The organism is Pseudomonas sp. 05N434, from assembly GCF_056396965.1.
In genome coordinates this window covers 15,935-41,728 of record NZ_JBFTMK010000036.1, presented here as the reverse complement: position 1 = coordinate 41,728, position 25,794 = coordinate 15,935, and the positions used below count along the sequence as shown (strand labels likewise).

Annotated in this window: 22 protein-coding genes and 3 pseudogenes; 7 read left to right on the top strand and 18 right to left on the bottom strand. The window is 60.5% G+C overall.

From position 1 onward, the window contains the following. Together AC1DLB_RS04485 and AC1DLB_RS04480 are read right to left on the bottom strand one after the other, a co-directional pair. Positions 1-737, bottom strand: a 737-nt coding sequence (locus AC1DLB_RS04485; protein WP_477784656.1) for a GTPase/DUF3482 domain-containing protein, incomplete at its 3' end; no start/stop codon positions are given. After that, a complete protein-coding gene (locus AC1DLB_RS04480) occupies positions 730-2,109 on the bottom strand; it encodes a DUF2868 domain-containing protein (RefSeq protein ID WP_477743616.1) in 1,380 nt (459 codons plus the stop codon). The genes AC1DLB_RS04485 and AC1DLB_RS04480, both read right to left, overlap by 8 nt. Positions 2,110-2,194: 85 nt before the next feature. On the opposite strand from AC1DLB_RS04480, the gene AC1DLB_RS04475 reads away from it, so the two are divergent. Continuing rightward, positions 2,195-2,707 carry a dihydrofolate reductase gene (locus AC1DLB_RS04475; RefSeq protein WP_477743617.1) on the top strand — a complete coding sequence of 171 codons (513 nt, stop codon included), beginning with the start codon at positions 2,195-2,197 and terminating at the stop codon, positions 2,705-2,707. A 110-nt stretch (positions 2,708-2,817) separates the two neighbouring features. Here the strand turns inward: AC1DLB_RS04475 and AC1DLB_RS04470 are convergent, their stop codons facing one another. After that, positions 2,818-4,209: an L-cystine transporter gene (locus AC1DLB_RS04470; RefSeq protein WP_477784655.1), complete on the bottom strand. Its 1,392-nt coding sequence runs from the start codon at positions 4,207-4,209 to the stop codon at positions 2,818-2,820. Positions 4,210-4,447: 238 nt separating this feature from the next. On the opposite strand from AC1DLB_RS04470, the gene AC1DLB_RS04465 reads away from it, so the two are divergent. Beyond that, positions 4,448-5,515: an HAD family hydrolase gene (locus AC1DLB_RS04465; RefSeq protein ID WP_018928673.1), complete on the top strand. Its 1,068-nt coding sequence runs from the start codon at positions 4,448-4,450 to the stop codon at positions 5,513-5,515. Between the two features lie 91 nt (positions 5,516-5,606). Here the strand turns inward: AC1DLB_RS04465 and ilvD are convergent, their stop codons facing one another. The 5 genes and pseudogenes from ilvD to AC1DLB_RS04440 all read right to left on the bottom strand — a co-directional run bounded on the left by ilvD (position 5,607) and on the right by AC1DLB_RS04440 (position 12,293). Further along, entirely contained in the window at positions 5,607-7,448 is a 1,842-nt protein-coding gene (gene ilvD, locus AC1DLB_RS04460; protein WP_477784654.1) for a dihydroxy-acid dehydratase, read from the bottom strand. A 257-nt stretch (positions 7,449-7,705) separates the two neighbouring features. After that, complete coding sequence (locus AC1DLB_RS04455) at positions 7,706-8,926, bottom strand: MFS transporter (protein ID WP_477743618.1); 1,221 nt, start codon at positions 8,924-8,926, stop codon at positions 7,706-7,708. Next, positions 8,919-9,896: a diiron oxygenase gene (locus AC1DLB_RS04450; protein WP_019580593.1), complete on the bottom strand. Its 978-nt coding sequence runs from the start codon at positions 9,894-9,896 to the stop codon at positions 8,919-8,921. Before AC1DLB_RS04450 ends, AC1DLB_RS04455 begins: the two co-directional genes overlap by 8 nt. Next, positions 9,893-10,807: pseudogene (locus AC1DLB_RS04445) on the bottom strand (SagB family peptide dehydrogenase); the annotation flags it as partial. The gene AC1DLB_RS04450 and the pseudogene AC1DLB_RS04445, both read right to left, overlap by 4 nt. Before the next feature lie 289 nt (positions 10,808-11,096). Then, positions 11,097-12,293: a class I SAM-dependent rRNA methyltransferase gene (locus AC1DLB_RS04440; protein ID WP_477784653.1), complete on the bottom strand. Its 1,197-nt coding sequence runs from the start codon at positions 12,291-12,293 to the stop codon at positions 11,097-11,099. 232 nt (positions 12,294-12,525) lie between these two features. Here AC1DLB_RS04440 and AC1DLB_RS04435 point away from each other — a divergent pair, with 232 nt between their 5' ends. The 3 genes and pseudogenes from AC1DLB_RS04435 to AC1DLB_RS04425 all read left to right on the top strand — a co-directional run bounded on the left by AC1DLB_RS04435 (position 12,526) and on the right by AC1DLB_RS04425 (position 14,129). Next, positions 12,526-13,338 carry an HDOD domain-containing protein gene (locus AC1DLB_RS04435; protein WP_477784658.1) on the top strand — a complete coding sequence of 271 codons (813 nt, stop codon included), beginning with the start codon at positions 12,526-12,528 and terminating at the stop codon, positions 13,336-13,338. Positions 13,339-13,368: 30 nt separating this feature from the next. After that, positions 13,369-13,839, top strand: a pseudogene (locus AC1DLB_RS04430) (DNA-formamidopyrimidine glycosylase family protein); the annotation flags it as partial. After that, on the top strand, positions 13,821-14,129 hold the full coding sequence (locus tag AC1DLB_RS04425; RefSeq protein WP_477784657.1) for a multidrug transporter: 309 nt from the start codon (positions 13,821-13,823) through the stop codon (positions 14,127-14,129). The pseudogene AC1DLB_RS04430 and the gene AC1DLB_RS04425, both read left to right, overlap by 19 nt. A 57-nt stretch (positions 14,130-14,186) precedes the next feature. On the opposite strand, the gene AC1DLB_RS04420 is transcribed toward AC1DLB_RS04425, so the two are convergent. The 5 genes and pseudogenes from AC1DLB_RS04420 to AC1DLB_RS04400 all read right to left on the bottom strand — a co-directional run. Then, the gene (locus tag AC1DLB_RS04420) at positions 14,187-14,438 is read right to left on the bottom strand and encodes a YfhL family 4Fe-4S dicluster ferredoxin (RefSeq protein WP_003195146.1); all 252 of its coding nucleotides are present in this window, start codon (positions 14,436-14,438) and stop codon (positions 14,187-14,189) included. 123 nt (positions 14,439-14,561) lie between these two features. Continuing rightward, positions 14,562-15,041 carry a pantetheine-phosphate adenylyltransferase gene (coaD, locus tag AC1DLB_RS04415; protein ID WP_477784652.1) on the bottom strand — a complete coding sequence of 160 codons (480 nt, stop codon included), beginning with the start codon at positions 15,039-15,041 and terminating at the stop codon, positions 14,562-14,564. A gap of 115 nt (positions 15,042-15,156) precedes the next feature. Beyond that, on the bottom strand, positions 15,157-16,752 hold the full coding sequence (locus AC1DLB_RS04410; protein WP_477743619.1) for a GMC family oxidoreductase: 1,596 nt from the start codon (positions 16,750-16,752) through the stop codon (positions 15,157-15,159). 73 nt (positions 16,753-16,825) lie between these two features. Next, complete coding sequence (locus AC1DLB_RS04405; protein WP_477743620.1) at positions 16,826-17,371, bottom strand: twin-arginine translocation pathway signal protein; 546 nt, start codon at positions 17,369-17,371, stop codon at positions 16,826-16,828. 41 nt (positions 17,372-17,412) lie between these two features. Further along, a pseudogene (locus tag AC1DLB_RS04400) lies at positions 17,413-18,504 on the bottom strand (aldehyde dehydrogenase family protein); the annotation flags it as partial. A gap of 146 nt (positions 18,505-18,650) precedes the next feature. Here AC1DLB_RS04400 and AC1DLB_RS04395 point away from each other — a divergent pair. Then, a complete protein-coding gene (locus AC1DLB_RS04395) occupies positions 18,651-19,322 on the top strand; it encodes a TetR/AcrR family transcriptional regulator (protein WP_018928685.1) in 672 nt (223 codons plus the stop codon). A 33-nt stretch (positions 19,323-19,355) separates the two neighbouring features. Next, complete coding sequence (locus AC1DLB_RS04390) at positions 19,356-20,210, top strand: sulfurtransferase (protein ID WP_086944402.1); 855 nt, start codon at positions 19,356-19,358, stop codon at positions 20,208-20,210. 51 nt (positions 20,211-20,261) lie between these two features. On the opposite strand, the gene AC1DLB_RS04385 is transcribed toward AC1DLB_RS04390, so the two are convergent. The 5 genes from AC1DLB_RS04385 to AC1DLB_RS04365 form a co-directional block, all read right to left on the bottom strand. Further along, on the bottom strand, positions 20,262-21,104 hold the full coding sequence (locus AC1DLB_RS04385) for an AraC family transcriptional regulator (RefSeq protein WP_018928687.1): 843 nt from the start codon (positions 21,102-21,104) through the stop codon (positions 20,262-20,264). Between the two features lie 3 nt (positions 21,105-21,107). Beyond that, positions 21,108-22,118 carry a hydrolase gene (locus AC1DLB_RS04380; RefSeq protein ID WP_477784651.1) on the bottom strand — a complete coding sequence of 337 codons (1,011 nt, stop codon included), beginning with the start codon at positions 22,116-22,118 and terminating at the stop codon, positions 21,108-21,110. A 73-nt stretch (positions 22,119-22,191) separates the two neighbouring features. Beyond that, positions 22,192-22,803 carry a 16S rRNA (guanine(966)-N(2))-methyltransferase RsmD gene (gene rsmD, locus AC1DLB_RS04375; RefSeq protein ID WP_018928689.1) on the bottom strand — a complete coding sequence of 204 codons (612 nt, stop codon included), beginning with the start codon at positions 22,801-22,803 and terminating at the stop codon, positions 22,192-22,194. Next, positions 22,803-24,293: a M16 family metallopeptidase gene (locus AC1DLB_RS04370; protein WP_477784650.1), complete on the bottom strand. Its 1,491-nt coding sequence runs from the start codon at positions 24,291-24,293 to the stop codon at positions 22,803-22,805. Before AC1DLB_RS04370 ends, rsmD begins: the two co-directional genes overlap by 1 nt. After that, positions 24,286-25,641 carry a M16 family metallopeptidase gene (locus AC1DLB_RS04365; RefSeq protein WP_018928691.1) on the bottom strand — a complete coding sequence of 452 codons (1,356 nt, stop codon included), beginning with the start codon at positions 25,639-25,641 and terminating at the stop codon, positions 24,286-24,288. The genes AC1DLB_RS04370 and AC1DLB_RS04365 overlap by 8 nt, the downstream gene beginning before the upstream one ends. Positions 25,642-25,794: the final 153 nt, after the last annotated feature.

The following is a 25,794-nucleotide window of genomic DNA, read 5'->3' as shown; positions in this document are numbered from 1 at the left end:
CTGCGGCGGCAGGCGGCGCAATCGATCAATAAATCGGCAATCAACTGTGCTGCACTCTGCTGACGGGCCAGGCGTTGGGCCTGCTGATCGGCGATCAGGCGTTCCAATTGTTCGCGGGAGTTTTCCAGCAGCAGCGCGAGGCTTTCATACAGTCGGCGTTCGCCATCTTCCGGCGGCGCGACGCTGTCGAACCGCACCAAGGCATGCAAGCCCAACCGCGCCAGGGCTTCACGCCAATCCGGTTCGCGCTGCTGGGCGCTGCTGACAAAATTCAGTACTGGCAGCAGCGGTTTGCCGCAACTGGCCAGCACTTGCAGTTCGTCGCGGTACTTGGCCAGCACTGGCTCCCGAGCGTCGATCACATAGAGGCCGGCGTCGGAGGCGAGCAATTGTCGCAACACCTTGGCTTCCTGTTCGAAGCGCTGCCGGGCTTCGCTGCCCTCAAGGAAGCGCGCCAGCCGCGCCGGGCCGTCGAGGCGTTCGCCGGGCCGTTCCAGGCGCTCGAGGTAGTCGAGCAGGGCGATGGCGTCTTCCAGGCCCGGCGTGTCGAACAGATCGAGCAACGGCTCGCCGTCTACCGACAATCGCGCGCCTTCGACGTGGCGCGTGGTGCTGGGGCGATGGGAGACTTCGCCGAAGCCGACATCCCGCGTCAGCGTTCGCAGTAACGAGGTTTTGCCGACGTTGGTGTGGCCGACCACGGCGAGTTTCAATGGCCGTTTCCAGGCATCAGTCATGACCCGTCTCCAGCCAGCTCAACGGCGCGCAATCGGCGAATGGCAAGTCCAGTTGTTGCAGCGCAACGTGCCAGTCGCCCAGGCGTTCGGCATCCAGCGCTTCGCCGGGCGGCGCTTGCAGCAGCCACACGCGGGTAGCCGTAGCACTGCGAGCCAGTTCGGCAATCAGCGCGAGGCTGCCACGGTCCGGCGAACGCCGTGGATCGCAGGCGATGGCCAGGCGGGCCGGGGGAAAGCGACTCAGCTGTTCAAGCAGTTTGTGCCGGGATTCGCGGCTGTCGAGGATGCCGGCGTCGTTGACGCTTTTCGGCAGCTGCGGTGGCCAGGGGCGTTGATCGTCCAGCTCGATGGCCACCAACAGTGCGCCATCGCTTTGCAGGTCGCTGGCCGCGTTTTCAACCCGGTGAAGTTGCTCAGGMGCGGCATCGCTAATACCCAGGCGTTCGCTGGTGGGCATCAGCCGTTCGCGCAGTTGGGCGTAACCTGGCAGGTTCAAGTCCAGATGCAAGGCTGCCTGGCCGGTTTTCCAGCGCCACCGGCAGAACAATGCGAGCAGCAAACGCGGTAACACGCCGTACACCAGCAGCACGCCCACCAGCCACGCCGCCCAGGCCTGGCGGGCGCTTTCGATGTTCAGCGCGGCATCGCCGCTGGCGCGGATCATCTCCACGCTGGGCACACTGAAACCGAGCAAGGCCGGCAGGGCGCCGAGGGCATGGGTCATGGCGACGAAGGTGTCGGCGCCGAGAATGGTGGTCTCCCAGACGAAGCCATAGCGCCGGGTCGCCATCAGCGTCAGCAGCATCACCAAGGCACTGAGCATCGCCAACAACCACAAGCCGTTGACCAGCACACCCAACGCCCACCGATTGAGTTTCTGCCGTTGCAGCAACAGCAGCAGGGCCGGCGCCAGTTGCGCGGCGTTGGCATCGCGGGCGAGTTTTTCACTGAGCCACAACCACAAGCGTCCGAGGGCGGCGCCCTGTTCGCCGGCGAACACCAGGCCCAGGGCCCAGCTCAATAGCAGAATCAGGTTCAGCCCCAGCAGGCTGCCCAAGGCCCAGAACACATTGACCGGGGTCTGGCCGTCGCCCAGCGCGGCAAACGCCAGGCCAGCGCCACTGATCACGGCCAGCACGGCGAGCACGATCAACGCCAGTCGCGCGCCTTGCAGCCAGTGTTTGAGGGCGCGGGTCTGCCCGTCGCGCTCGGCCAGCCACCGGGCGCGGCATTGAATACGCGTCGGCAGGTCGCCGCCGGCGCTACGGGCGACTCGGTTGGCTTCCAGATCATCCAGGGGGCCGGCGTGTTCTTCACGCAGGCGTATGGTTTCGCTCAGCCAGAGGTTTTGCAGGGGCGTCAGTTCAGTCACGCGGCATCCCGTCGCTTCATTGAGCGATGAGCATAACCGCTGTGACGCTTATCGGGGTAAGGGAGGCTCTGGTATCCTCGCCGGCATGACTAAATCACTCCCCCTCAGCCTGATCGCAGCCCTCGGTGAAAACCGTGTGATCGGCGTCGACAACAGCATGCCCTGGCACTTGCCGGGGGACTTCAAATACTTCAAGGCCACCACCCTCGGCAAGCCGATCATCATGGGGCGCATGACCTGGGATTCCCTCGGTCGTCCGCTGCCGGGCCGGTTGAACATCGTGGTCAGTCGCCAGGTGGATTTGCAGCTGGAAGGCGCGGAGGTTTATCCGTCACTGGAGGCGGCCGTGGTTCGCGCCGAGGAATGGGCGCTGGAGCAGGGTGCCAATGAGTTGATGTTAATTGGTGGTGCGCAGTTGTATGCGCAAGGTCTGGAGCAGGCCGATCGGCTATACCTGACGCGCGTGGCGCTGAGCCCGGAAGGGGATGCGTGGTTTCCGGAGTTTGATGTGAACCAGTGGAAGCTGGTGTCGAATGTTCCGAATCCGGCAGAAGGCGATAAGCCGGCGTACAGCTTTGAGGTGTGGGAGCGCACATAGATCATTCCCACGCTCTGCGTGGGAATGCAGCCCGTGACGCTCGGCGTCACTGGACGCGGAGCGTCCCTTGAGGCATTCCCACGCGGGAGCGTGGGAACGATCAGTGCGGGCTAAGCGTGAGCCAACTCCGAATGCTCATCCGCATCCAACAGCGCTTTATCCGTCTGCTGCATGATCTGGCTGGTGATCGCCCCAGCGGTGATCGAGCCACTGACGTTCAACGCCGTGCGACCCATGTCGATCAGCGGTTCAACGGAAATCAGCAACGCCACCAGTGACACCGGCAAACCCATGGCCGGCAACACGATCAGCGCGGCGAAGGTTGCACCGCCACCAACCCCGGCCACCCCGGCCGAACTCAGCGTCACRATCSCSACCAACGTCGCGATCCACARMGGGTCCAGCGGGTTGATGCCCACGGTTGGCGCAACCATCACCGCCAGCATTGCCGGGTACAGACCGGCACAGCCGTTCTGGCCAATGGTCGCGCCAAACGAGGCAGCGAAACTGGCGATGGACTGTGGAATACCCAAACGGCTGGTCTGGGCTTCGATGCTCAGCGGAATGGTGGCGGCGCTGGAGCGGCTGGTGAAGGCGAACGTCAGCACCGGCCAGATCTTGCGGAAGAAGCGCAACGGGTTGATCCCGGCGGCCGACACCAGCACGCCATGGACCACAAACATCAGGCCCAGGCCGATGTAGGACACCACCACGAAACTGCCGAGCTTGATGATGTCTTGCAGGTTGGAGCCGGCGACCACTTTGGTCATCAGCGCCAACACGCCGTATGGGGTCAGCTTCATCACCAGGCGCACCAGACGCATCACCCAGGCTTGCAGGGTGTCGATGGCGTTGATCACTTTCTGACCTTTTTCGACATCATCCTTGAGCAGTTGCAGCGCCGCGACCCCAAGGAATGCGGCGAAGATCACCACACTGATGATCGACGTCGGTTTGGCGCGAGCGAGGTCGGCGAACGGGTTCTGCGGGATGAACGACAACAACAGTTGCGGCACATTCAGGTCGGCGACCTTGCCCGCATAGTCGGTCTGGATGGTTTGCAGACGCGCCATTTCCTGGGTGCCGGCGACCAGACCTTCGGCGGTGAGGCCGAACAGGTTGGTCAGGCCGATACCGATCAGCGCCGCGATGGCGGTGGTGAACAGCAGCGTGCCGATGGTCAGGAAACTGATCTTGCCCAGCGACGAAGCGTTGTGCAGACGGGCCACGGCACTGAGGATCGAGGCGAACACCAGCGGGATCACGATCATTTGCAGCAACTGCACATAACCGTTGCCCACCAGATCGAACCAGCCGATCGAGGCTTTCAGCACCGGGTTGCCCGCACCATAAATCGTGTGCAGGGCGATACCGAATACCACGCCCAGCACCAGCGCCAGCAACACCTTTTTCGCCAGGCTCCAGGTGGTGTGACGGGTTTGCGCCAGGCCAAAGAGCAAGGCGAGGAACACCAGCAGATTGAGGATCAGCGGCAGATTCATAGAGGCTCCATAGACTTGTGCCAGCCACCTTCGTGTGTGACTGCGAACCGGTGAGCCTAACAGCTTGATATGTAATGATTTAATATCAAAAACAGCGGTCAACTGTCGTTTTTGGAATAAGCCAATGCCGCTATAAGGAATGCCGCTGACGGAATCAGGATGCAAGCGGTCGCGGGCAGGCGAGGATTGTCACACTTATTTGTTAGCGTCGATTTCTTTGAACCGGGGAGAAACGCCGATGAAGCTTGCACCGAAATTTCTTGCTGCTGCACTTGGATTGGGTTTGAGTCTTGGCCTTGCCGGCCAGGCGTTCGCTACCGACCTGAAGCACTGGCCAGCGGATCAGGCCAAGGCGCTGGACGCGATGATCGCGGCCAATGCCAACAAGGGTAACTTCGCGGTGTTCGACATGGACAACACCAGTTACCGCTACGACCTCGAAGAGTCATTGTTGCCGTTCATGGAAAACAAGGGCCTGATCACCCGCGAGAGCCTCGACCCCTCGCTGAAACTGATCCCGTTCAAAGACACCGCCGACCATAAGGAGAGCCTGTTCAGCTACTACTATCGTCTCTGCGAAATCGACGACATGGTCTGCTATCCATGGGTCGCCCAAGTGTTTTCCGGCTTCACGCTTCAAGAGCTCAAGGGCTACGTCGATGAGCTGATGGCGTCTGGCAAACCGGTGCCGAGCACTTATTACGACGGCGATGTGGTCAAGACCATCGACGTCCAGCCGCCGAAAGTCTTCACCGGCCAGGCCGAGCTCTACAACAAGCTGATGGAAAATGGCATTGAGGTCTACGTGATGACCGCTGCCTCCGAAGAATTGGTGCGCATGGTCGCTGCCGATCCGAAGTACGGCTACAACGTCAAACCGCAGAACGTGATCGGTGTGACCACGATGCTCAAGGACCGCAAGACTGGTGAACTGACCACGGCGCGTAAGCAGATCACTGCGGGCAAGTATGACGAGAAGGCCAACCTTGGCCTCGAGTTGACCCCGTACCTGTGGACTCCGGCAACCTGGATGGCCGGCAAACAAGCGGCGATCCTGACCTACATCGATGAATGGAAAAAGCCGGTCCTGGTGGGTGGTGATACGCCGAGCAGCGACGGTTACATGCTGTTCCACAGCGTCGACGTGTCCAAGGGCGGCATCCATTTGTGGGTCAACCGCAAAGACAAGTACATGACCCAGATTAACGGCATGATGGCCAAGCACGCAGCGGCCCAGGCGAAAGAAGGGTTGGCGGTGACGGCGGACAAGAACTGGGTGATCGTCAAACCGGAAGAGATTCAATAAGCGCTGTGATCTCGTTCCCACGCTCTGCGTGGGAACGATCAAAAAAATGCCCCGCACTTGGCGGGGCATTTTTTTGTTCGACGGTTAAGTATTACAGCCCGTCGAGCATCGCTTTGTTACGCACGGCACCCTTGTCGGCGCTGGTCGCCAACAGGGCATAGGCTTTCAGAGCGGTGGTCACTTTACGTGGACGCTTTTCCACCGGCTTCCAGCCTTTCTTGTCCTGCTCGACCCGGCGCGCGGCCAGTTCTTCGTCGCTGACCAACAGGTTGATCGAGCGGTTCGGAATGTCGATCAGGACCTTGTCGCCGTCCTGCACCAGACCGATCGCGCCACCGGCAGCGGCTTCTGGCGAAGCGTGGCCGATGGACAGGCCCGAAGTGCCGCCGGAGAAACGGCCGTCGGTCAGCAGGGCGCAGGCTTTGCCCAGGCCTTTGGATTTCAGGTAAGAGGTCGGGTAGAGCATTTCCTGCATGCCCGGGCCGCCTTTCGGGCCTTCGTAACGAATGATCACGATGTCGCCAGCCTTCACTTCGTCGGCGAGGATGCCGCGTACGGCGCTGTCCTGGCTTTCGAAGATCTTCGCGTTGCCTTCGAAGACGTGGATCGACTCGTCGACACCGGCGGTTTTCACCACGCAACCGTCCAGCGCGATGTTGCCGTACAGAACGGCCAGGCCGCCTTCTTTCGAGTAAGCGTGTTCGACACTGCGGATGCAGCCGTTTTCACGGTCGTCGTCCAGGGTTTCCCAGCGGGTCGACTGGCTGAACGCGGTTTGCGTCGGGATGCCCGCCGGGCCAGCCTTGAAGAAGTGATGCACCGCTTCGTCGTTGGTCTGGGTGATGTCCCACTTGGCGATACCTTCGGCCATGGTCTTGCTGTGTACGGTCGGCAGGTCGGTGTGCAACAGGCCGCCACGGGCCAGGGAGCCGAGGATGCTGAAGATCCCGCCGGCGCGGTGCACGTCTTCCATGTGGTACTTCTGGATGTTCGGCGCGACCTTGCACAGTTGCGGTACATGGCGGGAGAGGCGGTCGATGTCGCGCAGGTCGAAATCGATCTCGGCTTCCTGGGCCGCGGCCAGCAAGTGCAGGATGGTGTTGGTGGAACCGCCCATGGCGATGTCCAGGGTCATGGCGTTTTCGAACGCCTTGAAGTTGGCGATGTTGCGCGGCAACACCGACTCGTCGTTCTCGCCGTAGTAACGCTTGCACAGCTCGACGATGGTGCGGCCGGCTTGCAGGAACAGCTGTTCGCGGTCGCTGTGGGTGGCCAGGGTCGAACCGTTGCCCGGCAATGCGAGACCAAGGGCTTCGGTCAGGCAGTTCATCGAGTTGGCGGTGAACATGCCGGAGCAGGAACCGCAAGTAGGGCAGGCGCTACGCTCGTACTCGGCGACCTTCTCGTCAGAGGCGCTGGAGTCGGCGGCGATCACCATGGCGTCGACCAGGTCGAGACCGTGGCTGGCCAGTTTGGTCTTGCCGGCTTCCATCGGGCCGCCGGACACGAAGATTACCGGGATGTTCAGGCGCAAGGCGGCCATCAGCATGCCAGGGGTGATCTTGTCGCAGTTGGAAATGCAGACAATGGYGTCGGCGCAGTGGGCGTTGACCATGTATTCGACGGAGTCGGCGATGATCTCGCGGCTCGGCAGCGAATAGAGCATGCCGTCGTGGCCCATGGCGATGCCGTCATCCACGGCGATGGTGTTGAATTCTTTGGCTACGCCGCCGGCCCGTTCGATTTCACGTGCGACCAGTTGACCCAGATCCTTCAGGTGCACATGGCCCGGTACGAATTGGGTAAAGGAGTTGGCAATGGCGATGATCGGCTTCTTGAAGTCGTCATCTTTCATCCCCGTGGCGCGCCACAGTGCGCGAGCACCGGCCATGTTGCGACCGTGGGTGGATGTTTTCGAGCGGTAATCAGGCATGGAGCACTCCGGGCGGCAAATCAGGTATCAAAAGGGAAGTGAGCTTCTATTGACGTCTGGAACACTCAGAAATGGCCGTGTGTCCGGAAGTTGCCGATAACTTTGCGGGATCGCCGCGCGCTTCAGCTTGAGCTCATAAACCCGCCGGGGGATGACTGGCGATGAATCTCGCGATTCTACACCGCTGGCGTCAGGAGGGAATGCCGGAAAACGTTGATCCAGTGCTGACGGGGCGTGTGGGATGACGACTGGCAGGATTATTCGACGCTTGGGCTGGCTCCCGGGCTCTTGGCTCGGCTATGGATACGACTGTTGAGTACCAGCGCCACGCTGCTCAGGATGATAAAGCTGTATCCCAGCGTGGATTGCAGGTTGGCCGGGCTCAGGCTGATGAGCGCACTGATTAACCCGCCACAGATGAAAATCACCGTACTGCCGGCCGACGCCGAAGTTCCCGCATTTTCAGGGAACAGGCTCATGGCTTTGGACGTGGCGGCCGGTCGGGCAATGGTGGTGCCGGCGGTACAGATGAGCATCGGTACCAGGACGGTAATCGGGGACAATGCAAAGTGGCTTGAGAGGTAAAGCATGATCAGGCCGGACAGCAGGATCAGGCTCAGCCCGCTGATGACTTGATGGCCGGGACTGAGACGTTTACCCAGCAGCGTCGCAACCGTGCCGCCGACAATGTAGGCGCCGCCATAGACCAGCAGAATCAGCGAGAAGTCATAGGCCGACAGCTGGAGTTGATCCATGAAAATCAGCGGCGAAATCACTATGAAGGAAAAATGGCAGGCGAAAGCAAAGGCGGAAATCAGCCAGTAGGACAGAAAGTCGACATCGCACAAGACCCGGCGGTAGGGCTGGAAGATATTCGATAGCGCCCCGGTTGCCGCAGGCCGAGTGCTTTCGAGAAAAAAACAGGCCTTGAGCAGTACTATTCCAGCCAGTGCGATAAACACCACAAAGCTGCCCTGCCAGCCCAGCGTGGCTTGCAGGAACGTGCCGGCCAACGGTGAGACCGAGATGAAAACGCCGGTGGCAGTCACCATCAGGATCCGCAACCGGTCACGCTCCTCGCCCTCGAACAGGTCCTGGATCAATGCTTGTGACAGCACGAAACACCCGCAGCCGAGTGCCTGAATCACACGGAACAACAGGAAGTGAACATAGTCCGTGGTCAGCGTGCAGCCCACTGCACCCAGCATCGAGATGGTTATTCCAGCGAGCAACAGTCCTTTGCGCCCGATCACATCCGACAGCGGCCCGATCAGCAGTTGGGAGACCGCTATGCCGACGGCAAACAGACTGATCGACAGCGCAATGTCGGCGGGTGTGCTGCGAAAGTGTTCGGCGAGCGCCGGGAAAGAGGGCAGCAGGACATCCAGCGGGAACACGCCAAGCAGCACCATGGCCAACAACAGGCTGACCGCTCCCCGACGTTGTTTGACGGTCGCCGCGGATTGTCCTTCAGCCATCGATAAGCCCTGCCTTCATGAACAGTTGCTGGTTGGAGGGCAAGTCGAAGAAACCAGCCTTTTTTAACGCCTGAAGCGTTGCGCCAGCACCGGATCGCGCCCGTTGATGGGTGGCTTGGGGGCTGGTCAGTCCGCCAAGAATTTCCGTGATGGTGGTCTCGCCAAGACCCGCGCTGAGCAGGCTTTCGCGCATCCATCGCTCATCGGCTTCGAAGAACATCCGGATGATGTCCAGCAGCGCTTTGGCGACAAACGTGCGTTGAGGGCTGTTCAGCGTCAGCCACAGGTAATGGAACACTTCAGAGAAATAGCGACTATGGCGCGCCTCGTCCGCCAGATGATCCCTGAGCATTGCCTGGACGCTGGAAACCAGGTCGTTACGGCAGACATCGAGCAGTTCCTTGGCAATGATCGTCTCCGACACGAACCCGACGAGGAACCAGGCCAGCGCCCTGTATCTTTCCGGGGCGCCGTCAAGCAGGGCGTTCAATCGCATGATGCGGTGGGGCATGACCGGACGTCGGCTGATCCCGTAGAAACTGGCTACTTGCTCGGCAAGGCTGTTGGAAAACAGGGCGTGATAACCCTCGTCGGTATAAAGCTGAAGCGCGGCGGTCTTCATTCGTGCGGGAATGTGGACGTTCAGTTCATCATGGATGATGGTTTCCACGGAGCGGTTGACGATGCGGTGCTCAAGCAAGGTGGTGTAGTCGAGGAAGTACACCAGATGATTGGCCGACAACCGATGGATGACGGTTTGACCTGCCGCCTGGATAGCCGGGTGAGTCAGGTAAGCCAGGAAGCCTGGAGGAAACCAGTGGCGCGTTTCCAGTTGCTGTTCCAGGTCTGGTGGTAATAGATAGTCGTGTTCGCTGGTGCGCACTGACGCACGGGTATTCCAGTCGCCCAGGGTGTAACGATGAGCCCAGGACACGGGCTGCTCCAACGGGGCAATGATGGGAGTGGTCATTGTTGCGGCTCCCGACTGCTCAGAAGATCTTTCAATTCCTTGCACATCACTTGTCCGTCGCTGTAGCCACAGCCGACAAAAAACAAAGGTTGTTCCGCGCTGTTCTCGATCCCCAGCAAGACCTCGACCTGATCATCGGCCAGCGCCCCCGTCAGCCAGGTGTTCAACCCCAGTGCAGTGGCCACCAGTTGGAATGTTTGAGAAATATGCCCTGCTTCCACGAAGGCCATTCGGTAGGCTCGCGAGTGTTCATATTTCCACCACAGCTTGTCGAACCGACTGGTGATGAACAGGCCCACGGGCAGGTTGTTGATGAAGTGCTGTCCACACAGCAACTGCCCCAGTGGTGAGTCAGGTGTCGGGTTGACGAAACTCAAGGCGTGGTCGGTGGGGTGATAGGCGTAGAGCCCGGGTTTCAGGCCGCTGACGTTGTGTACATGAAGAAAGCCTTCGCAGGCATTCAGCCCGCCACCGGATGGGCTGCTGCGCCGGGCATCGAGACCTTCGACAAGGGTTTCGTCGACATCGTTTTCGCGCTCATGCAAGTAGCCAAGGGACAGGTAAAGCAGCGTGCCGATAGCTTCCAGTGAAACTGCTGCGTCCGTGAAGGTGCGGCAGGTTTTTCGGCCGATCAGGACGTTGGCAAGAGACCCTTCCGGCAGGCAGGAAGGCTTTGGCAGGCCAATCAGCTCCCGCGCCTGGCGTTCTGTGGGCCGGTTGCTCGGCGCAGGAGCGGCCAGCACTTCGGTGCAGTGATCCAGGTAGTGTCTGGACCATTCATGAATATCCTGAGGGACATGTTCGCAGGGGATGTTTTTGGTACCGATATGGAATATCTTCGACAGTTCATCCCAGCCCCATTCAACAGTACCTTGTATTGATGTTGTCAGTATTCCTGCGTTCAGGAGTTGAGCTCCTTGTCATTTGATAGTGAGTGTCACTTCGAGGTGACAACTCAATCATAGGCTTTAATGGGCTCTTATCAAGGGGAGATCAAGTAGGAATATTCCAGTAATTTTGTCGGAGCAGTCTTGGGGTTGGAGAAAGTTTGTAAGTTATATTCTTTCAAATCAAATGTGCAGGGAAACGTCCTGCAAGTTTGTAGGACTGCAAGAGTAAGACGATGGGGCGGGAGAGGAGATGTCGCAGCGTCAGAATGGCTGACGGAGAGCCTGTCGGCTCCCCGTCAAACCGGCGTACTCAGCTGTTTGGCAGCAGACGGCAGGTAATGCTCTTGATGTAGCGGGTTTCGGCAATGGCTGGGTGAACCGGGTGATCCGGGCCTTGTCCGCCGCGCTCCAGCATCTGGATGTTGCGGTCCAGGTGACGGGCGCTGGTCAGCAGGATGTTCTGCAAATCGTCTTCCGGCAGGTGCATCGAGCACGATGCGCTGACCAGGATGCCGTCCTTGCTGAGCAGGCGCATGGCTTGTTCGTTCAGGCGACGGTAGGCACCTTCACCGTTTTTCATATCTTTCTTGCGTTTGATGAATGCAGGAGGGTCGGCCACGATGACGTCGAAACGTTCTTCGCTGGCTTTCAGCTCTTTGAGGGCTTCGAACACGTCGCCTTCAATGCAGGTCATTTTTTCGGCGAAACCGTTCAGTGCGGCGTTGCGCTCGACGCCGTCGAGGGCGAAGGCCGACGCATCGAYGCAGAACACTTCACTGGCGCCGAAGGCGGCTGCTTGCACGCCCCAGCCGCCGATGTAGCTGTACAAGTCCAGCACGCGTTTGCCTTTGGCATAAGGTGCCAGACGCGCGCGGTTCATGCGGTGGTCATAGAACCAGCCGGTTTTCTGGCCCTGGATGACCGGCGCTTCGAACTTCACGCCGTTTTCTTCCAGCGCCACCCACTCCGGCACCAGGCCGAACACGGTTTCGACGTAACGGTTGAGGCCTTCGGCGTCTCGGGCTGCGGAGTCGTTCTTGAACAGGATGCCGCTTGGCTTGAGCACTTGGGTCAGGGCCGCGATCACGTCATCTTTGTGAGCTTCCATGGTCGCCGAAGCGATCTGGACCACCAGGATGTCGCCGAAACGGTCGACCACCAGGCCTGGCAGCAGGTCGGAGTCGCCGTAGACCAGACGATAGAACGGCTTGTCGAACAGGCGATCGCGCAGCGACAGGGCGACGTTCAGGCGATGCACCAGCAGCGATTTGTCCAGCGGCAACTTGATGTCGCGCGACAGCAGGCGGGCGCAGATCAGATTGTTCGGGCTCATGGCAACGATGCCCAGCGGCTTGCCGCCGGCGGCTTCGAGGATCGCCTGATCGCCAGCCTTGAAGCCGTGCAATGGGGTGGCGGCTACATCGATTTCGTTGCTGTAGACCCACAGGTGACCGTTGCGCAGGCGTCGGTCGGCGTTGGCTTTGAGGCGCAGGCTAGGCAGGGACATGACGTCGCTCCGGAAAAAAGAGCGGGAGTATAGCGTGTTGAGGGAGTGGCGGGTTTGACGGACGATGAAACGCGCATGGCGCCATCGCGGGCCCGCACACATATGGATTGAGTTTGACTGGCTGTCGGATCGATCTTTTTAAGGGTTAGAATCCCCGCCTGACCCGGAGTGCGTACTTATGTCCCAAGAGCTGTCTTCTGAACAGATTCAACAGTCCCTGCAAGGCATCAGTGTGCCGGCCCAGCCGCAGATCATGGTGGATCTGCAGATGGAGCAATATATGCCCGACCCGGACCTGGAGGTGATCGCCAAACTGATCTCCCAGGACCCAGGCCTTTCGGGCGCTTTGTTGAAAATCGTCAACTCGCCGTACTACGGCTTGAGTAATAAGATCACCGCGATCCAGCGTGCAGTAAACCTGTTGGGCAGTCGTTCGATCATCAACCTGATCAACGCGCAGTCGATCAAGGGTGAGCTGAACGACGAGACCATCGTCACCCTCAACCGTTTCTGGGACACGGCGCAGGACGTGGCGATGACCTGCCTGAGCCTGGCCAAGCGCGTCGGTGTCCAGGCCGGCGATGAAGCTTATGCGCTGGGCCTGTTCCACGATTGCGGCATTCCGCTGATGCTCAAGAAATTCCCCGATTACATGAAAGTGCTGGAACAGGCCTATGCCAACGCCAGCGCCGAATGCCGCGTGGTGGATACCGAGAACAAGCAATACAACACCAACCACGCCGTGGTCGGGTATTACACCGCCAAGTCCTGGCGTCTGCCGGAACATGTCACCCAGGCCATTGCCAACCATCACAATGCCCTGGCCATTTTCAGCGATGAGTCGTGCCGCAATACGCCGCTGAAGAACCTGCTGGCAATCCTGAAGATGGCCGAGCACATTTGTGCTTCCTATCGGGTGCTGGGCAACCAGTCTGAAGACCACGAATGGAACAATGTCGGGCATCTGGTGCTCGATTACATCGGCCTATCGGAATRCGATTTCGAAACCCAGAAACAAGAAATTCGCGACCTCGCCACACGTTGAGTGTCGAACCTCGCCTGATTCGAGAGCCCCATGCCAGAACTGCCGGAAGTCGAAACCACCCGCCGCGGAATTGCACCGCACCTGGAAGGCCAGCGCGTCAGCCGGGTGATCGTGCGTGAGCGCCGTCTGCGCTGGCCGATCCCCGAAGACCTGGATGTGCGGCTGTCGGGCCAGCGCATCGTGCTGGTGGAACGGCGGGCCAAGTATTTACTGATCAATGCCGAAGTCGGCACGTTGATCAGCCATTTGGGCATGTCGGGGAATCTGCGGCTGGTGGAAGCCGGCTTGCCGGCGGCCAAGCATGAGCATGTGGACATCGAGCTGGAATCGGGCCTGGCCCTGCGTTACACCGACCCGCGTCGGTTCGGGGCGATGCTCTGGAGTCTGGACCCGCTGAATCACGAACTGCTGGTTCGCCTGGGGCCGGAGCCGTTGACCGATCTGTTCGATGGCGAGCGTCTGTTCCAGCTGTCCCGCGGGCGATCCATGGCGGTCAAGCCCTGCTGAGCATCGCTGCGCCCACGCTGGCTACTGAGAACGGCAGCGGCGACCCGCGTTACACCATCCAGAATCCACCGGCCTACGCCATGCTTGGCGATCTGCTGATTGCCCGACCGTTGCTGGTGGTGGCGACAGTGATCGGTGCCGGGGCGTTTGTGGTGTCGCTGCCATTTACCGCGTTGGGCGGCGGCATTGGCGATGCAGGACAGGCGCTGGTGGTCGACCCGGCGAAAGCGGCGTTTGTGCGGTGTCTGGGGTGCGTCGGGGAAGGGTTTGAGCAGCGGGAGTGAGGCATAAAAAAGATCGTCCGAAGGTTCGGGCCGCCTTCGGACGATCTTTCCAGGCTTTCAAGCCTTACCGGTAATCTTCCGGTACTTCTCCATCAACTGTTCTTCAGTTTCCGGATGGGCCTCGTCCAGTGGAATGCAATCCACAGGGCAGACCTGCTGGCACTGCGGTTCGTCGTAGTGGCCGACACATTGCGTGCACAGGTTCGGGTCGATCACGTAGATCTCTTCGCCCTGGGAAATGGCGGCGTTCGGGCACTCGGGTTCGCAGACGTCGCAGTTGATGCAATCGTCGGTGATGATCAGGGACATGCTAACTCCAGCCGGGGCGGCAGGCCCTGGCGCAATAAACCAATGCGCACAATTGTGCCGCATTGGCGCCCGCAGTGCACGCGGGCGCGATCAAGTGCAGCAGATCGCAGCCTTCGGCAGCGCCTACTTTTTGAAGCGTTCGGTGAGGGCATCGGCCACCACCGGGTGGACGAACTTGGTGAYATCGCCGCCCAGGGCCGCGATTTCACGGACCAGTGTCGAGGAAATGAACGAATAACGCTCGGACGGGGTAAGAAACAGGCTTTCCACATCCGGTGCCAGTTGGCGGTTCATGTTGGCCAGCTGGAATTCATATTCGAAGTCCGACACCGCGCGCAAACCACGCAGGAATACATTGGCGTTCTGCTCTTTGGCGAAATGCGCGAGCAGCGTCGAGAAGCCGACGACTTCAACGTTCGGCAAATGTTTGGTGACCTCGCGGGCCAGCTCCACACGTTGTTCCAAGGGAAACAGCGGGTTTTTCTTCGGGCTGGCGGCGACGGCGATGATCACGTGATCGAACAGGCGCGAGGCGCGTTCGACCAGATCGCCATGGCCCTTGGTAATAGGGTCGAAGGTACCTGGGTACAACACTCGGTTCATCGCGTCGTCCTGGCGGGAGTCCGTTGGGGAGTCGGATGGTATCGCAGCCTTCCCGGTCGGCCAAGTCGCCTGTTGGGTAAGAAAGCACTATAGACGATGGGAATATTCCTCGTTTTCATGGGTTTTTCAAACGCTGGGCCAGTGAATTCGCCAGTTGTGCCGTCAGTCCGTAGACCGACAATTGTGGGTTTGCACCAATGCTGGTGGGGAATAGCGAGCCGTCGTGAATCGATAGATTGTGCAGTTGGTGATGTCGGCCGAGGCTATCGGTCACGGCGTTTTTCGGGTCTTCACCCATGGCACAACCGCCCATTACATGAGCACTGCCCAGGCGCGTGCGATACAGCTCAAGGCTCAATCCATTGATCAAGGCACGCGCTTCGGTGAGGGTTCTGACGTAACGGGCGTCGGCATGCATCGGCATCACGGCGTTGGCGCCACCGGCGAACTGGATCTCGGCCATGCTATGGAACGCCCGACGCAACCCGTCCCAGGCATACGATGAAACCTGATAGTCGAGCACCGGCGTGCCGTCACTGCGTAATTCGACACTGCCGCCGGAGCTGTCCGGGTGAAAGCCGTCTCGCAGCAATGCCAGCATGGCGTGGGTATGCGGAAGGTTTTCCATGTGCCGGGCGTTTTCCGTGCCGAAGCCACCGAGCAGGGTGGTGGCCAGCGCCGGGTGCAGCGGTGGGACCTCCAATTTGTAGGACATCTTGCCGGTGATGCCGTCCTGCCACTGGAAATGGTCGGAATAAATCGACTGCGGCGCGCCGTAGAACGGGTTGATCACCTCGTCGAACAGCCCGGCGGACATGTTGACCAAATGCAGGAACGTCCGTTTTCCCAGTCGCTCATGGGGATCCGGCGCCTCTGAACGCAATAGCAGCGCCGGGCTGTTGATCCCGCCGCCGGCCAGCACGTAATGCCGTGCCTTGACCGTGATTGTGCGTCCGGTAGGGGCAACGCAACGCTCATCCATCGCCACACAGTGCAGACCCGTGACCCTGGCGTCCTTGATCGACAACTTTTCAGCGCGGGCCAGATAGAGCAGCTCGCCACCTTTTTCCAGGGTCGCCGGGATGGTCGTGACCAGCATCGATTGTTTGGCGTTGGTCGGGCAACCCATGCCGCAGTAGCCGATGTTCCAGCAGCCGCGCACGTTGCGCGGGATCACATGCCAGGCGTAGCCGAGTTTTTCGCAGCCTTTGCGGATGACGTCGTTGTTGGCGTTGGGCGGTACTAGCCACGGGGCGACGCCCAGGCGTTGTTCCATTTTCTCGAACCAGGGCGCCATCTCGGCCGGTGTGTGGCCTACGACGTCATGTTCTTTGGCCCAGTGTTCGAGCGTCTGATCCGGGGTGCGAAAGCTCGAAGTCCAGTTGATCAGCGTGGTACCGCCCACCGCCCGGCCCTGGAGGATGGTGATCGCACCGTCCTTGCTCATGCGCCCGATGCCTTCCTGATAGAGGCTGGTGTAGGCCTGATCTTCGAGCATCTTGAAGTCGCTGCTGGTCTTGAGTGGGCCTTCTTCGATGAGCAAGACCTTGTAGCCTGCGGCGCTGAGGATTTCGGCGGTGGTTCCGCCGCCGGCACCGCTGCCGATGATCGCCACATCCGCTTCGAGGGTCAGGTCCTGGGGCAATTGCGAACCGTTATAGGTTTTCCAGCCACGGGCCAGGCCTTCGCGAAACGGATCGGGTACGGGCATGTTCGGGTTCTCTTGTTGTTATGTTTTGGGTGCGATGGTGAGGCGGCTTGCCCGCGAAAGGGACGCCACGGTTTCAGACCGTAGGCGGCCCCGGATACCCACAATGCGCCCAAGACTCCGCCCGGCTGTACCACGCCATCATCACCATTTGCAGCAACGAGCTATGGCCCATGCGCAGCAGGCTCAACGAGCTGTTTTCCCAACGGTCGAGAAAATGTCGGATGGCTTCGCTGCTGGCGTTTTCCCAGCTGCCCCAGATCCCGGTCAGTGGGCCGCGGGTGATGCTCATCCCCAGCGCATCGAACAATTGTCGGGTCAGCTTGAGCATTTCCGGCGACAGGTGATCGAGGCTGTAATCCAGGCTTTTGAGGGTGCCTTCGACGGCGGCCGGCATTTTCTCGACGGCCACGGCTCCGTCGAGCATCACCGGGATCAGTGCCCGCAGAAACAACAGGTCACCGCTGCGCAGAGTCGCGAAACCGCTGGCCGCCGTGCTCGACGAGCAGCCGCTGAGGCTCGCGCCGAATCCGGCTGTGGCCAGAAAGGCGCTGGCGCCCAGGCTGAATTTAAGCAGGCCGCGCCGTGACAGCGCGGGTGTGTCGGACAGGCTTGGGCTCATTATTGTTATTACCCGGCGGTGTTGATCGTTAGCGGATAAACCTTGTAGGGGACGATCGGCAACAGCGGGCCGAAAATTTCGTCCTGCATCACCGTCATGTCGTCGCTGACGTTGAGCAGCAGGCTATGACCCATGCGTCGGCCCTGGCCCTGATCGAACAGTGGAATCAGCAGCGCGCCCTTGCTGGTAGCGTCGCTGAGGTAACCGTTGAGCCGCGCCAGTTGTCGGTCATTGATGATGGCGGTGTAGTCCGGATTGTCGGCCAGGGTCGGATAAAACCCGCGAATTGCCTGGCGATAGGCTTCGACGAAGGAGCCGACGCGGTCTTCCGGCACCAGCACGTAGTCCGGGGCGACACAGGTTTGCCCGGCGTTGAGGGTCTTGCCGAAAGCGATGCGTTCGGCGGCATCCTTGAGCGGCACATCGCGGGAAACGATGGCCGGGGACTTGCCGCCCAGTTCGAGGGTCACTGGAGTCAGGTTCTCGGCGGCGGCGCGCATCACGTGTTTGCCGATGCTGGTGGCGCCGGTGAACAGCAGGTGATCGAAGCGCAACCGGGAGAACGCCACGCCGATGTCGGCCTCGCCGAGCACCACGCAAACCAGGTCTTGAGGGAATATCCGCCCCAGCAATTCCTTGAGCAGCAAACCGGTGGCGGGGGTCGATTCGCTGAGTTTGAGCATCACCCGGTTACCCGCCGACAGCGCCCCCACCAGTGGCCCGATGGCCAGATACAACGGGTAGTTCCACGGCACGATCACCCCGACTACGCCCAGCGGTTGATAAACGACTTTGGCCGAGGCGGGTTGAAAGGCGATGCCGACTTTACGCCGCGAGGCCTTCATCCAGCTTTTGAGGTGTTGGCTGGCGTAGTGAATACCGTGCAGGCTGGGCATCAATTCGGCGAGCAGGGTTTCGTCGGCGCTACGGTGGCTGAAATCCTGGCTGATGGCGTCGATCAAGGCCTGGCGCTCATTGCTCAACAGGTCCCGCAATGCCTTTAGCCATTGTTGGCGCTGAGCTGCTGGCGGCATCGGGTTGCCTGTATACGCAGCGCGTTGAGCATCGAACAGGGTTTGGAGCTCGTCCAGAGGCTGCTGCAAGTTCTTCAGGTAGGCGATGTCAGCAGGCATGGTCGGCTCCGGATTTATTGTAATGAGGGGATTTTTAGAGTCAGTACTCTAAAAAGTCAAATGACATCCTGACGCAGCTTTGTTTTATCCACCCACGGATAGGTCGTAAGATGCCCGTCACCGCACTCTGAATTAAAGCTCAAGCCATGGCCCCTCGGATCAAAACCAGCGAGCGCATCGTGCAGAACAGCCTGGAGCTGTTCAATCAGCAGGGCGAGCGCAGCATCAGCACCAACCACATTGCTGCCCACATGGAGATTTCTCCGGGCAACCTGTACTACCACTTCCCCAACAAGCAGGCGATCATCGCTGTGCTGTTCAGTGAGTACGAAAGCCTGGTGGACAGCTTCCTGCGCCCACCCCAGGGCCGCGCCGCGACGGTCGAAGACAAGCGCTTCTACCTCAAGGAATTGCTCGCCGCCATGTGGCGTTACCGTTTTTTGCATCGCGACCTCGAGCACTTGCTCGACAGCGATCCCGAGCTGGCCGCCCGTTACCGGCGCTTTTCCCAGCGCTGCCTGATCCAGGGCACCGCCATTTACGAAGGGTTCGTCGCCGCTGGCATCCTGAACATGGATAAGGTTCAGATCGAGTCCCTGACGCTGAACGCCTGGATCATCCTCACGTCGTGGGTGCGGTTTCTGTGCACCACGCGGGAAAACTCCAACCACTTGAGCGAACAGGCTATTAAGCGCGGCGTGTATCAGGTGTTGGTGCTTGAGGCCGGGTTCGTCACCGATCAATCGCGCGACGCGGTAAATGCGCTGTTCGACGAATTTTACGTGCCACTGGCCCAGGCGCTGGAAGAAGTGCATTAGGATTCAAGACTGACAACATCACAGGAGCCCGTTATGCCCATTGCGCAACTGATCAGCCCGCAAGCGTTGGACCTGAAAAAGGAGACCCCGGGGCTGGTGATTCTGGATTGTCGTTTTGCCCTCGAAGACCCGGATTATGGTCAGCGCAGTTATGCCGAAGGGCATATTGCCGGGTCGAGTTTTGCCGATCTCGAGCGTGATCTGAGCGGGGCGGTGGTCAAGGGGGTTACCGGGCGTCATCCGTTGCCTGAACCCGAAAAGCTGATCGAGCGCCTGCAAGCCTGGGGCATCAATGCCGACAGCGAAGTGGTTTTGTACGATGACGGTCCAGGCGCCTACGCGGCGCGGGCCTGGTGGTTGCTGGCCTGGCTGGGCAAGCGCGACGGTGTGTTCATTCTCGATGGCGGGCTGAAAGCCTGGCATGCCGCCGGATTACCCCTGAGTCTTGATCCGCCGTCGATCAATCGCGGCACCTTCACCGGGACGCCGGATGCTTCGCTGGTGCTCAGCGCCAAACAGCTCCAGAAACGTCTCGGCCAGCCCGCGTTGACCTTGCTCGACGCCCGCGCCCTGCCGCGCTTCAAGGGCGAAGTGGAACCGATCGATCCGATTGCCGGGCACATTCCCGGCGCACAATGCGCCGCGTTCACCGAAAACCTGGGCAGCGACGGACGTTTTCTGCCCGCCGATCAGCTCAAGCAGCGGTTTGCCGCGAAGCTCGGTGATCGTTCGCCGACGGAGCTGGTCGCGTATTGCGGTTCCGGCGTGACGGCCTGCCACAACCTGTTCGCCCTGTGCCTGGCGGGTTATCCATTGGGGGCGTTGTATGCCGGTTCGTGGAGTGAGTGGATCAACGACCCTGCACGAGGCGTCGCCACCGGCGAGTAAGCGCAGAGCAGATGTGGGAGCGGGCCTGCTCCCACATTTGGATCTTCGTTGTCATCTATGGTCGGGCAATTGCCGCGCGCTGCGATACGCTCCCGGTCCAACGCCATAAACCTGCTTGAATTGCCGACTCAGATGACTTTGGTCGGCAAAACCCAGTTGCGTCGCGACTTCCAGCGGCAGACAGCCGTCCTGTAACAACGCCCGTGCCCGAGCGATACGCTGCTGCATCAGCCAGGCGTGCGGCGGCATGCCGGTGGTGCGGCGGAACACCCGGGCGAAGTGGAAAGGGGACAGGTTCACCGTCGCCGCCAGTTCTTCCAGCGAGGGCGGCGCCGCCAATTGCGATTGCAGCCGTTCTTTGGCCAAGGTCACCGCGCGGTGTTCCTTGCCGGGTTTGCCGGCGATCGGGACAGCTGCGTGGCGTTGCAACAGCGACAACATCATTTCCCGCCAGACCGTTTGCTGCTGCAGGGCCGTGGACGGACTTTCCAGCAGTCGATGCAGTTGGCAGAACCCCCTCACCAGGTCCGGGTCGCGGTACAGCGTGGCGCCAAACACCGGCAAGGTGTCGCTCGGCAGTTCAAGCTCTTCCAGCAGCGAGAGAATTTGCCCGCTGTCGGGATAAAACGCCCGGTACAACCAACCGTCTTCCGTACCTTTGTGGCCGGTGTGCAGTTCGTCCGGATTGATCAGCACCAGCGTGCCGCTGCCCGCCAGATGCTCGGCACCGCGATAGCGATAACGCTGGGCGCCGGCCATGATCATGCCGATCACATAGCCGTCATGCACATGCGGGGCGAAACGGTGTTCAATGTAGCGCGCAGACAACAACTCGACCCCGGCCAGCGGTGCCGTTTGCCAGAAGTGGATCGACTCGCCCTGATCGACTTCCACTGTTTACTTGCGCCCAGTGGCGGCCAGCCATTGGGGAATGCGCCGTTCCAGGTAGTAACCCGGTTGTCTGAACGAACCCTCGACGAAACCGACATGCCCGCCCTTGGCCTGCAGCTCGAATTGAGTGCTGGCGGACAATTCGTCGGCTTGCGGCAGGCTATGCGGAAACACAAACGGATCGTCAGCCGCCTGGATAATCWGGGTCGGCGTGCGAATCTCTCCAAGGAAATAACGACTCGAAGCGCGACGATAGTAATCCGCGGCATCGGCGAAACCATTGAGCGGTGCGGTGACCCGGCCGTCGAAATCCCAGAAGGTGCGCAAGTTCTCCAAAGAGCCCAGCGCCTCCAATGCCGCCAGGCCATCCTCATGTCCCTCATGCTGGAATCTGCGTTGCTTGTTCTTGATGTAGGCGACCATCTCTCGCATGAAATGCGCTTGGTAGAACTGGGAAAAACCCTGGCTGATACGATCGGCACAGTGATCGAGGCGAAACGGCACCGACACTGCCACCGCACCGAGTACACCGCTGTTGCTGCCGGTTTCACCCAGATGCTTGAGCAACACGTTACCGCCCATGGAATAACCGACCGCATACAGCGGCGCGAGGGGGCGTTGGGTGCGCAGGTGCCTGATGGTTTCGGCCAAGTCTTCACTGGCCCCGGAATGGTAGCTGCGCGGCAACAGATTGGGCTCGCCGGAGCAGCCTCGCCAGTTCAACGCGACGCTGGCCCAACCCTGGGCACCCAACGCTTTCTGCATGCCGGCCACATAAGGCGAATTCGACGAGCCGGTCAGGCCGTGCAATACCAGCACCAACGGTGCATTCGCGCTGTGTGGGCCGTGCCAGTCCAGGTCAAGGAAATCGCCATCTTCAAGCCACAATCGCTCGCGCTCACGCTCGATATGTGTGGTTTTGCGCCATAGCGGTCCCCACAAGGTTTGTAAGTGCGGATTACCCAGGCCGTAGGCGGGCGTGAAGGCAGGGGTGAAACGTTCTGGCAGATGGGACACGATTGCTCTCGATGCTGCGGCGCGTACCCGCAGCGTTAGCTGACTGAGCTTCGCACCGTTTTCTCAGGCCGGACTAGCCGGCGATCCCTGCCATACGTTGCCACAACGCGTAGTACACACGTCCCGATTTTTGCTCCCGATGCAGGCGCCAATTTTCTGGCAAACCCAATATCGACGGTGCGCTTTCGCTTTCAGTGTAGACCCACGCATCGTCGGCCAGCCAATGACGTTCTTCGAGCAGAGTGCAAACCACAGGCAACAGATTCTGATTGAACGGCGGGTCGAGGAATACCAGGTCGAACGCCGTGGCCGGTTGGGTTTCCAGATAGCGCAAGGCGTCGGCAGTCTGTACCTGGCCGTTGGTGCAGCGCAGGGTGCCCAGATGTTCTTTCAGGCTGGACACCGCGATGTTGCTGGCGTCCAGCGCCTGGCCCATGGCGGCGCCACGGGACAAGGCTTCCAGGAACAGCGCGCCGCTGCCGGCAAACGGATCGAGTACCTTGGCCCCGGCGACGTAAGGCGCGAGCCAGTTGAACAGGGTTTCCCGCACCCGGTCCGGCGTCGGGCGCAGGCCCGGAGCATCCGGGAAGCTCAGCTTTCGGCTGCGCCATTCGCCACCGATGATGCGCAGTTGGTTCACACCGTTATGCACGTTGTGGACAGGTTTTTTTGGGCGAGTGGCCATTAATGCTCCGGAACCCCGAGCGGCTGCTCGGCAGGTTTGTCAGTAGGGGCCGGCAACGGCTTTTGTGGCACGGTCGGGCCAGCGCTGACGATGACCAGTTTATCCGTGCTCAGGTGTTTGTTCAGTGCGGCTTTGACTTGCTCGACGGTCAGGCTCTGGGACTGTTGCATGAAGTCTTCCAGGTAGCTCAGCGGCAAGTTGTAAAAGCCCATGGCGCCGAGCTGACCGACGATATCGGCGTTGCTGGCGGTGGACAGCGGGAAGCTGCCGGCCAGTTCACGCTTGGCGTCGTCGAGTTCTTTCTCGGTGGGGCCGGTCTTAAGGTAGTCGGCGAGCACATCCTGCACCAGTTTCAGGGTGCCTTCGCTCATTTCGGCGCGGGTTTGCAGGTTGATCATGAACGGGCCGCGAGCCTGCATCGGGCTGAAACCCGAATACACGCCATACGACAAGCCACGCTTCTCGCGCACTTCGCTCATCAGCCGGGTGCCGAAACCGCCGCCGCCAAGAATCTGGTTGCCCATGGACAGCGCTGCGTAATCCGGATCGTCACGGTCGATACCCAGTTGCGCGATCATCAGGTTGGTCTGTTTGGACGGAAACTCAATGTGGCCGATGCTGGGCTTGGGGTCGGTCGGTTGTTCGATTTTCGCCAGGGCCGGGCCTTTGGGCAGGTCGGCGGACACTTGTGCGGCAACTGCCTCTGCCTCGGCACGCGACAGGTCGCCTACCAGCGCAATCACCACGTTGCCGGCGGCGTAGGCTTTCTGATGGAAGGCTCGCAACTGCGCCAGGGTAATCGGGGGAATACTCTTGGCTGTGCCGTCGCTGGAGTGTGCGTACGGATGATCGCCGTACAAACGGTTCATCAGCTCCAGGCTGGCGAGTTTGCCGGGGTTCTGTTTCTGGTATTCGAAGCCGGCGAGCATCTGGTTCTTGATGCGCGCAAACGAGTCGGCGGGGAAGGTCGGCTTGCCGACGACTTCAGCGAACAGCTTCAAGGCAGGCTCGCGCTTGTCCACGGCACTGAGGCTGCGCAGGGAGGCAAGCGCCATGTCCTTGTACGCGCCGTTGCTGAAGTCGGCGCCCAATCCTTCGAAGCCCTGAGCGATGGCGCCGACATCTTTGCCGGCCACACCTTCGTTGAGCATGGCGTTGGTCAGCAATGCCAGGCCGGGTGCATCACCGTCCTGGCTGCTGCCGGCGGCGAAGATCAGGCGCATGTCGAACATCGGCAGTTCACGGGCTTCAACGAACAATACCTTGGCGCCTTCGGYGGTATTCCAGGTCTGCACGTTCAGCGAGCGATGGCTTGGGGCCTTGCCGTCGAGTTCGGCCAGCGATTGCAGCTTTTGGCTGGACTTGGCCTTGTCGAGGGCTTCGCTGGCGTTGGACTCGTCGGGTTTTGACAGATAGAAGGCGGCAGACCCGATCAGTGCAACAGCGATCAGGCCGATCAGGGCCAGACGCGACTTTTTACGCTCACTCATGAGTCGTCTCCTGTGGCAGTACATGGGCGACGCTGAGACGTTCGCGGGTGAAATACAGCTTGGCGGCCTTCTGGATATCTTGCGGGGTCACGCTTTCCAGGTCGGCGAGTTCGGTGTCCATCAGTTTCCAGGACAGGCCGACGGTTTCCAACTGTCCGATGGCGGTGGCCTGGCTGGTGATCGAGTCACGCTCAAAAACCAGGCCGGCAATGACCTGCGCTCGTACCCGCTCCAGTTCTTCAGCGGATGGCGCGGTGGTTTTCAGTTGTTCGAGCAGTTTCCACAGGCCGGCTTCGGCCTGGGCCATGGTTTTATTTTTCTGGGTGTTCGGCGAAGCCGACAAGGTGAACAGGCTGTCGCCACGGGTATAGGCGTCGTAGCTCGACGACCCGCCGGACACCAGCTCTTCGCCGCGTTCCAGTTGCGTCGGGATGCGGCCGCTGTAGCCGCCGTCAAGCAGGGCGGAAATCAAGCGCAGGGCGTTCACCGAGCGTTTGTCTTCGGCGGTGGCAATGCTCGGCACGTTGAAGGCCAGCATCAGGCTCGGCAATTGGGTCTGCACATGCAGGGTGATCTTGCGTTCGCCGGGCTCAGCCAGCTCCAGCGGGATTTTCGCCGGTGGCACGTCGCGCTTGGCGATCGGGCCGAAGTAACGCTGGGCCAGGGTTTTGACTTCGTCCGGGGTCACATCGCCGACCACCACCAGAGTGGCGTTGTTCGGCACATACCAGGACTGGTACCAATGGCGCAGTTCTTCGACTTTCATGCGGTCGAGGTCGGCCATCCAGCCGATGGTCGGCGTGTGGTAACCGCTGGCGGGGTAGGCCATGGCCATGAAACGTTCGTAGGCCTTGGACATCGGCTTGTCGTCGGTGCGCAGGCGACGCTCTTCTTTGATCACCTCGATTTCGCGGGTGAACTCGTCGGCCGGCAGGCGCAGGTTGGCCATGCGGTCGGCTTCCAGTTCGAAGGCCACGCCAAGACGGTCGCGGGCCAGCACCTGGTAATACGCGGTGAAGTCGTCGCTGGTGAAAGCGTTCTCTTCGGCGCCGAGGTCGCGCAGGATCAGCGAGGCTTCGCCGGGGCCGACTTTCTCGCTGCCCTTGAACATCATGTGTTCCAGCGCGTGGGACAACCCGGTCTGGCCCGGGGTCTCGTAGCTGGAGCCGACCTTGTACCAGATCTGGGAAACGACGACCGGCGCACGATGGTCTTCGCGCACGACAACCTTCAGGCCGTTGTCGAGGGTGAATTCGTGGGTCGGTTGTGGATCGGCAGCCAGGGCCGAGAGGGGCAGACAAACTGTGCTGAGCAGCAGGCCTGCAGCGCGGCGGGCTAGAGCATTCATTCGTTTTTAAACCTGTTGGGCTGCCCGCTTGGTCTTAGCGTCGGCGGGCGAGAGGGTGCTAGGATACTGATCCGTTTTACTGGCGGCCACGCCTATCAAGCCTTTGATCGGCTTGCAGGTTGTATGGGTTACCGGCAGAAGCTTTGAGTTTGT

What these genes read in the sequence shown, in the direction of transcription:
- AC1DLB_RS04475 (WP_477743617.1), top strand. Translation starts at nt 2,195, where the DNA reads ATGACTAAATCACTCCCCCTCAGCCTGATCGCAGCCCTCGGTGAAAAC.
- AC1DLB_RS04465 (WP_018928673.1), top strand. Translation starts at nt 4,448, where the DNA reads ATGAAGCTTGCACCGAAATTTCTTGCTGCTGCACTTGGATTGGGTTTG.
- AC1DLB_RS04455 (WP_477743618.1), bottom strand. Translation starts at nt 8,926, where the DNA reads ATGGCTGAAGGACAATCCGCGGCGACCGTCAAACAACGTCGGGGAGCG.
- AC1DLB_RS04450 (WP_019580593.1), bottom strand. Translation starts at nt 9,896, where the DNA reads ATGACCACTCCCATCATTGCCCCGTTGGAGCAGCCCGTGTCCTGGGCT.
- AC1DLB_RS04420 (WP_003195146.1), bottom strand. Translation starts at nt 14,438, where the DNA reads ATGTCCCTGATCATCACCGACGATTGCATCAACTGCGACGTCTGCGAA.
- AC1DLB_RS04410 (WP_477743619.1), bottom strand. Translation starts at nt 16,752, where the DNA reads ATGCCCGTACCCGATCCGTTTCGCGAAGGCCTGGCCCGTGGCTGGAAA.
- AC1DLB_RS04405 (WP_477743620.1), bottom strand. Translation starts at nt 17,371, where the DNA reads ATGAGCCCAAGCCTGTCCGACACACCCGCGCTGTCACGGCGCGGCCTG.
- AC1DLB_RS04395 (WP_018928685.1), top strand. Translation starts at nt 18,651, where the DNA reads ATGGCCCCTCGGATCAAAACCAGCGAGCGCATCGTGCAGAACAGCCTG.
- AC1DLB_RS04390 (WP_086944402.1), top strand. Translation starts at nt 19,356, where the DNA reads ATGCCCATTGCGCAACTGATCAGCCCGCAAGCGTTGGACCTGAAAAAG.
- rsmD (WP_018928689.1), bottom strand. Translation starts at nt 22,803, where the DNA reads ATGGCCACTCGCCCAAAAAAACCTGTCCACAACGTGCATAACGGTGTG.
- AC1DLB_RS04365 (WP_018928691.1), bottom strand. Translation starts at nt 25,641, where the DNA reads ATGAATGCTCTAGCCCGCCGCGCTGCAGGCCTGCTGCTCAGCACAGTT.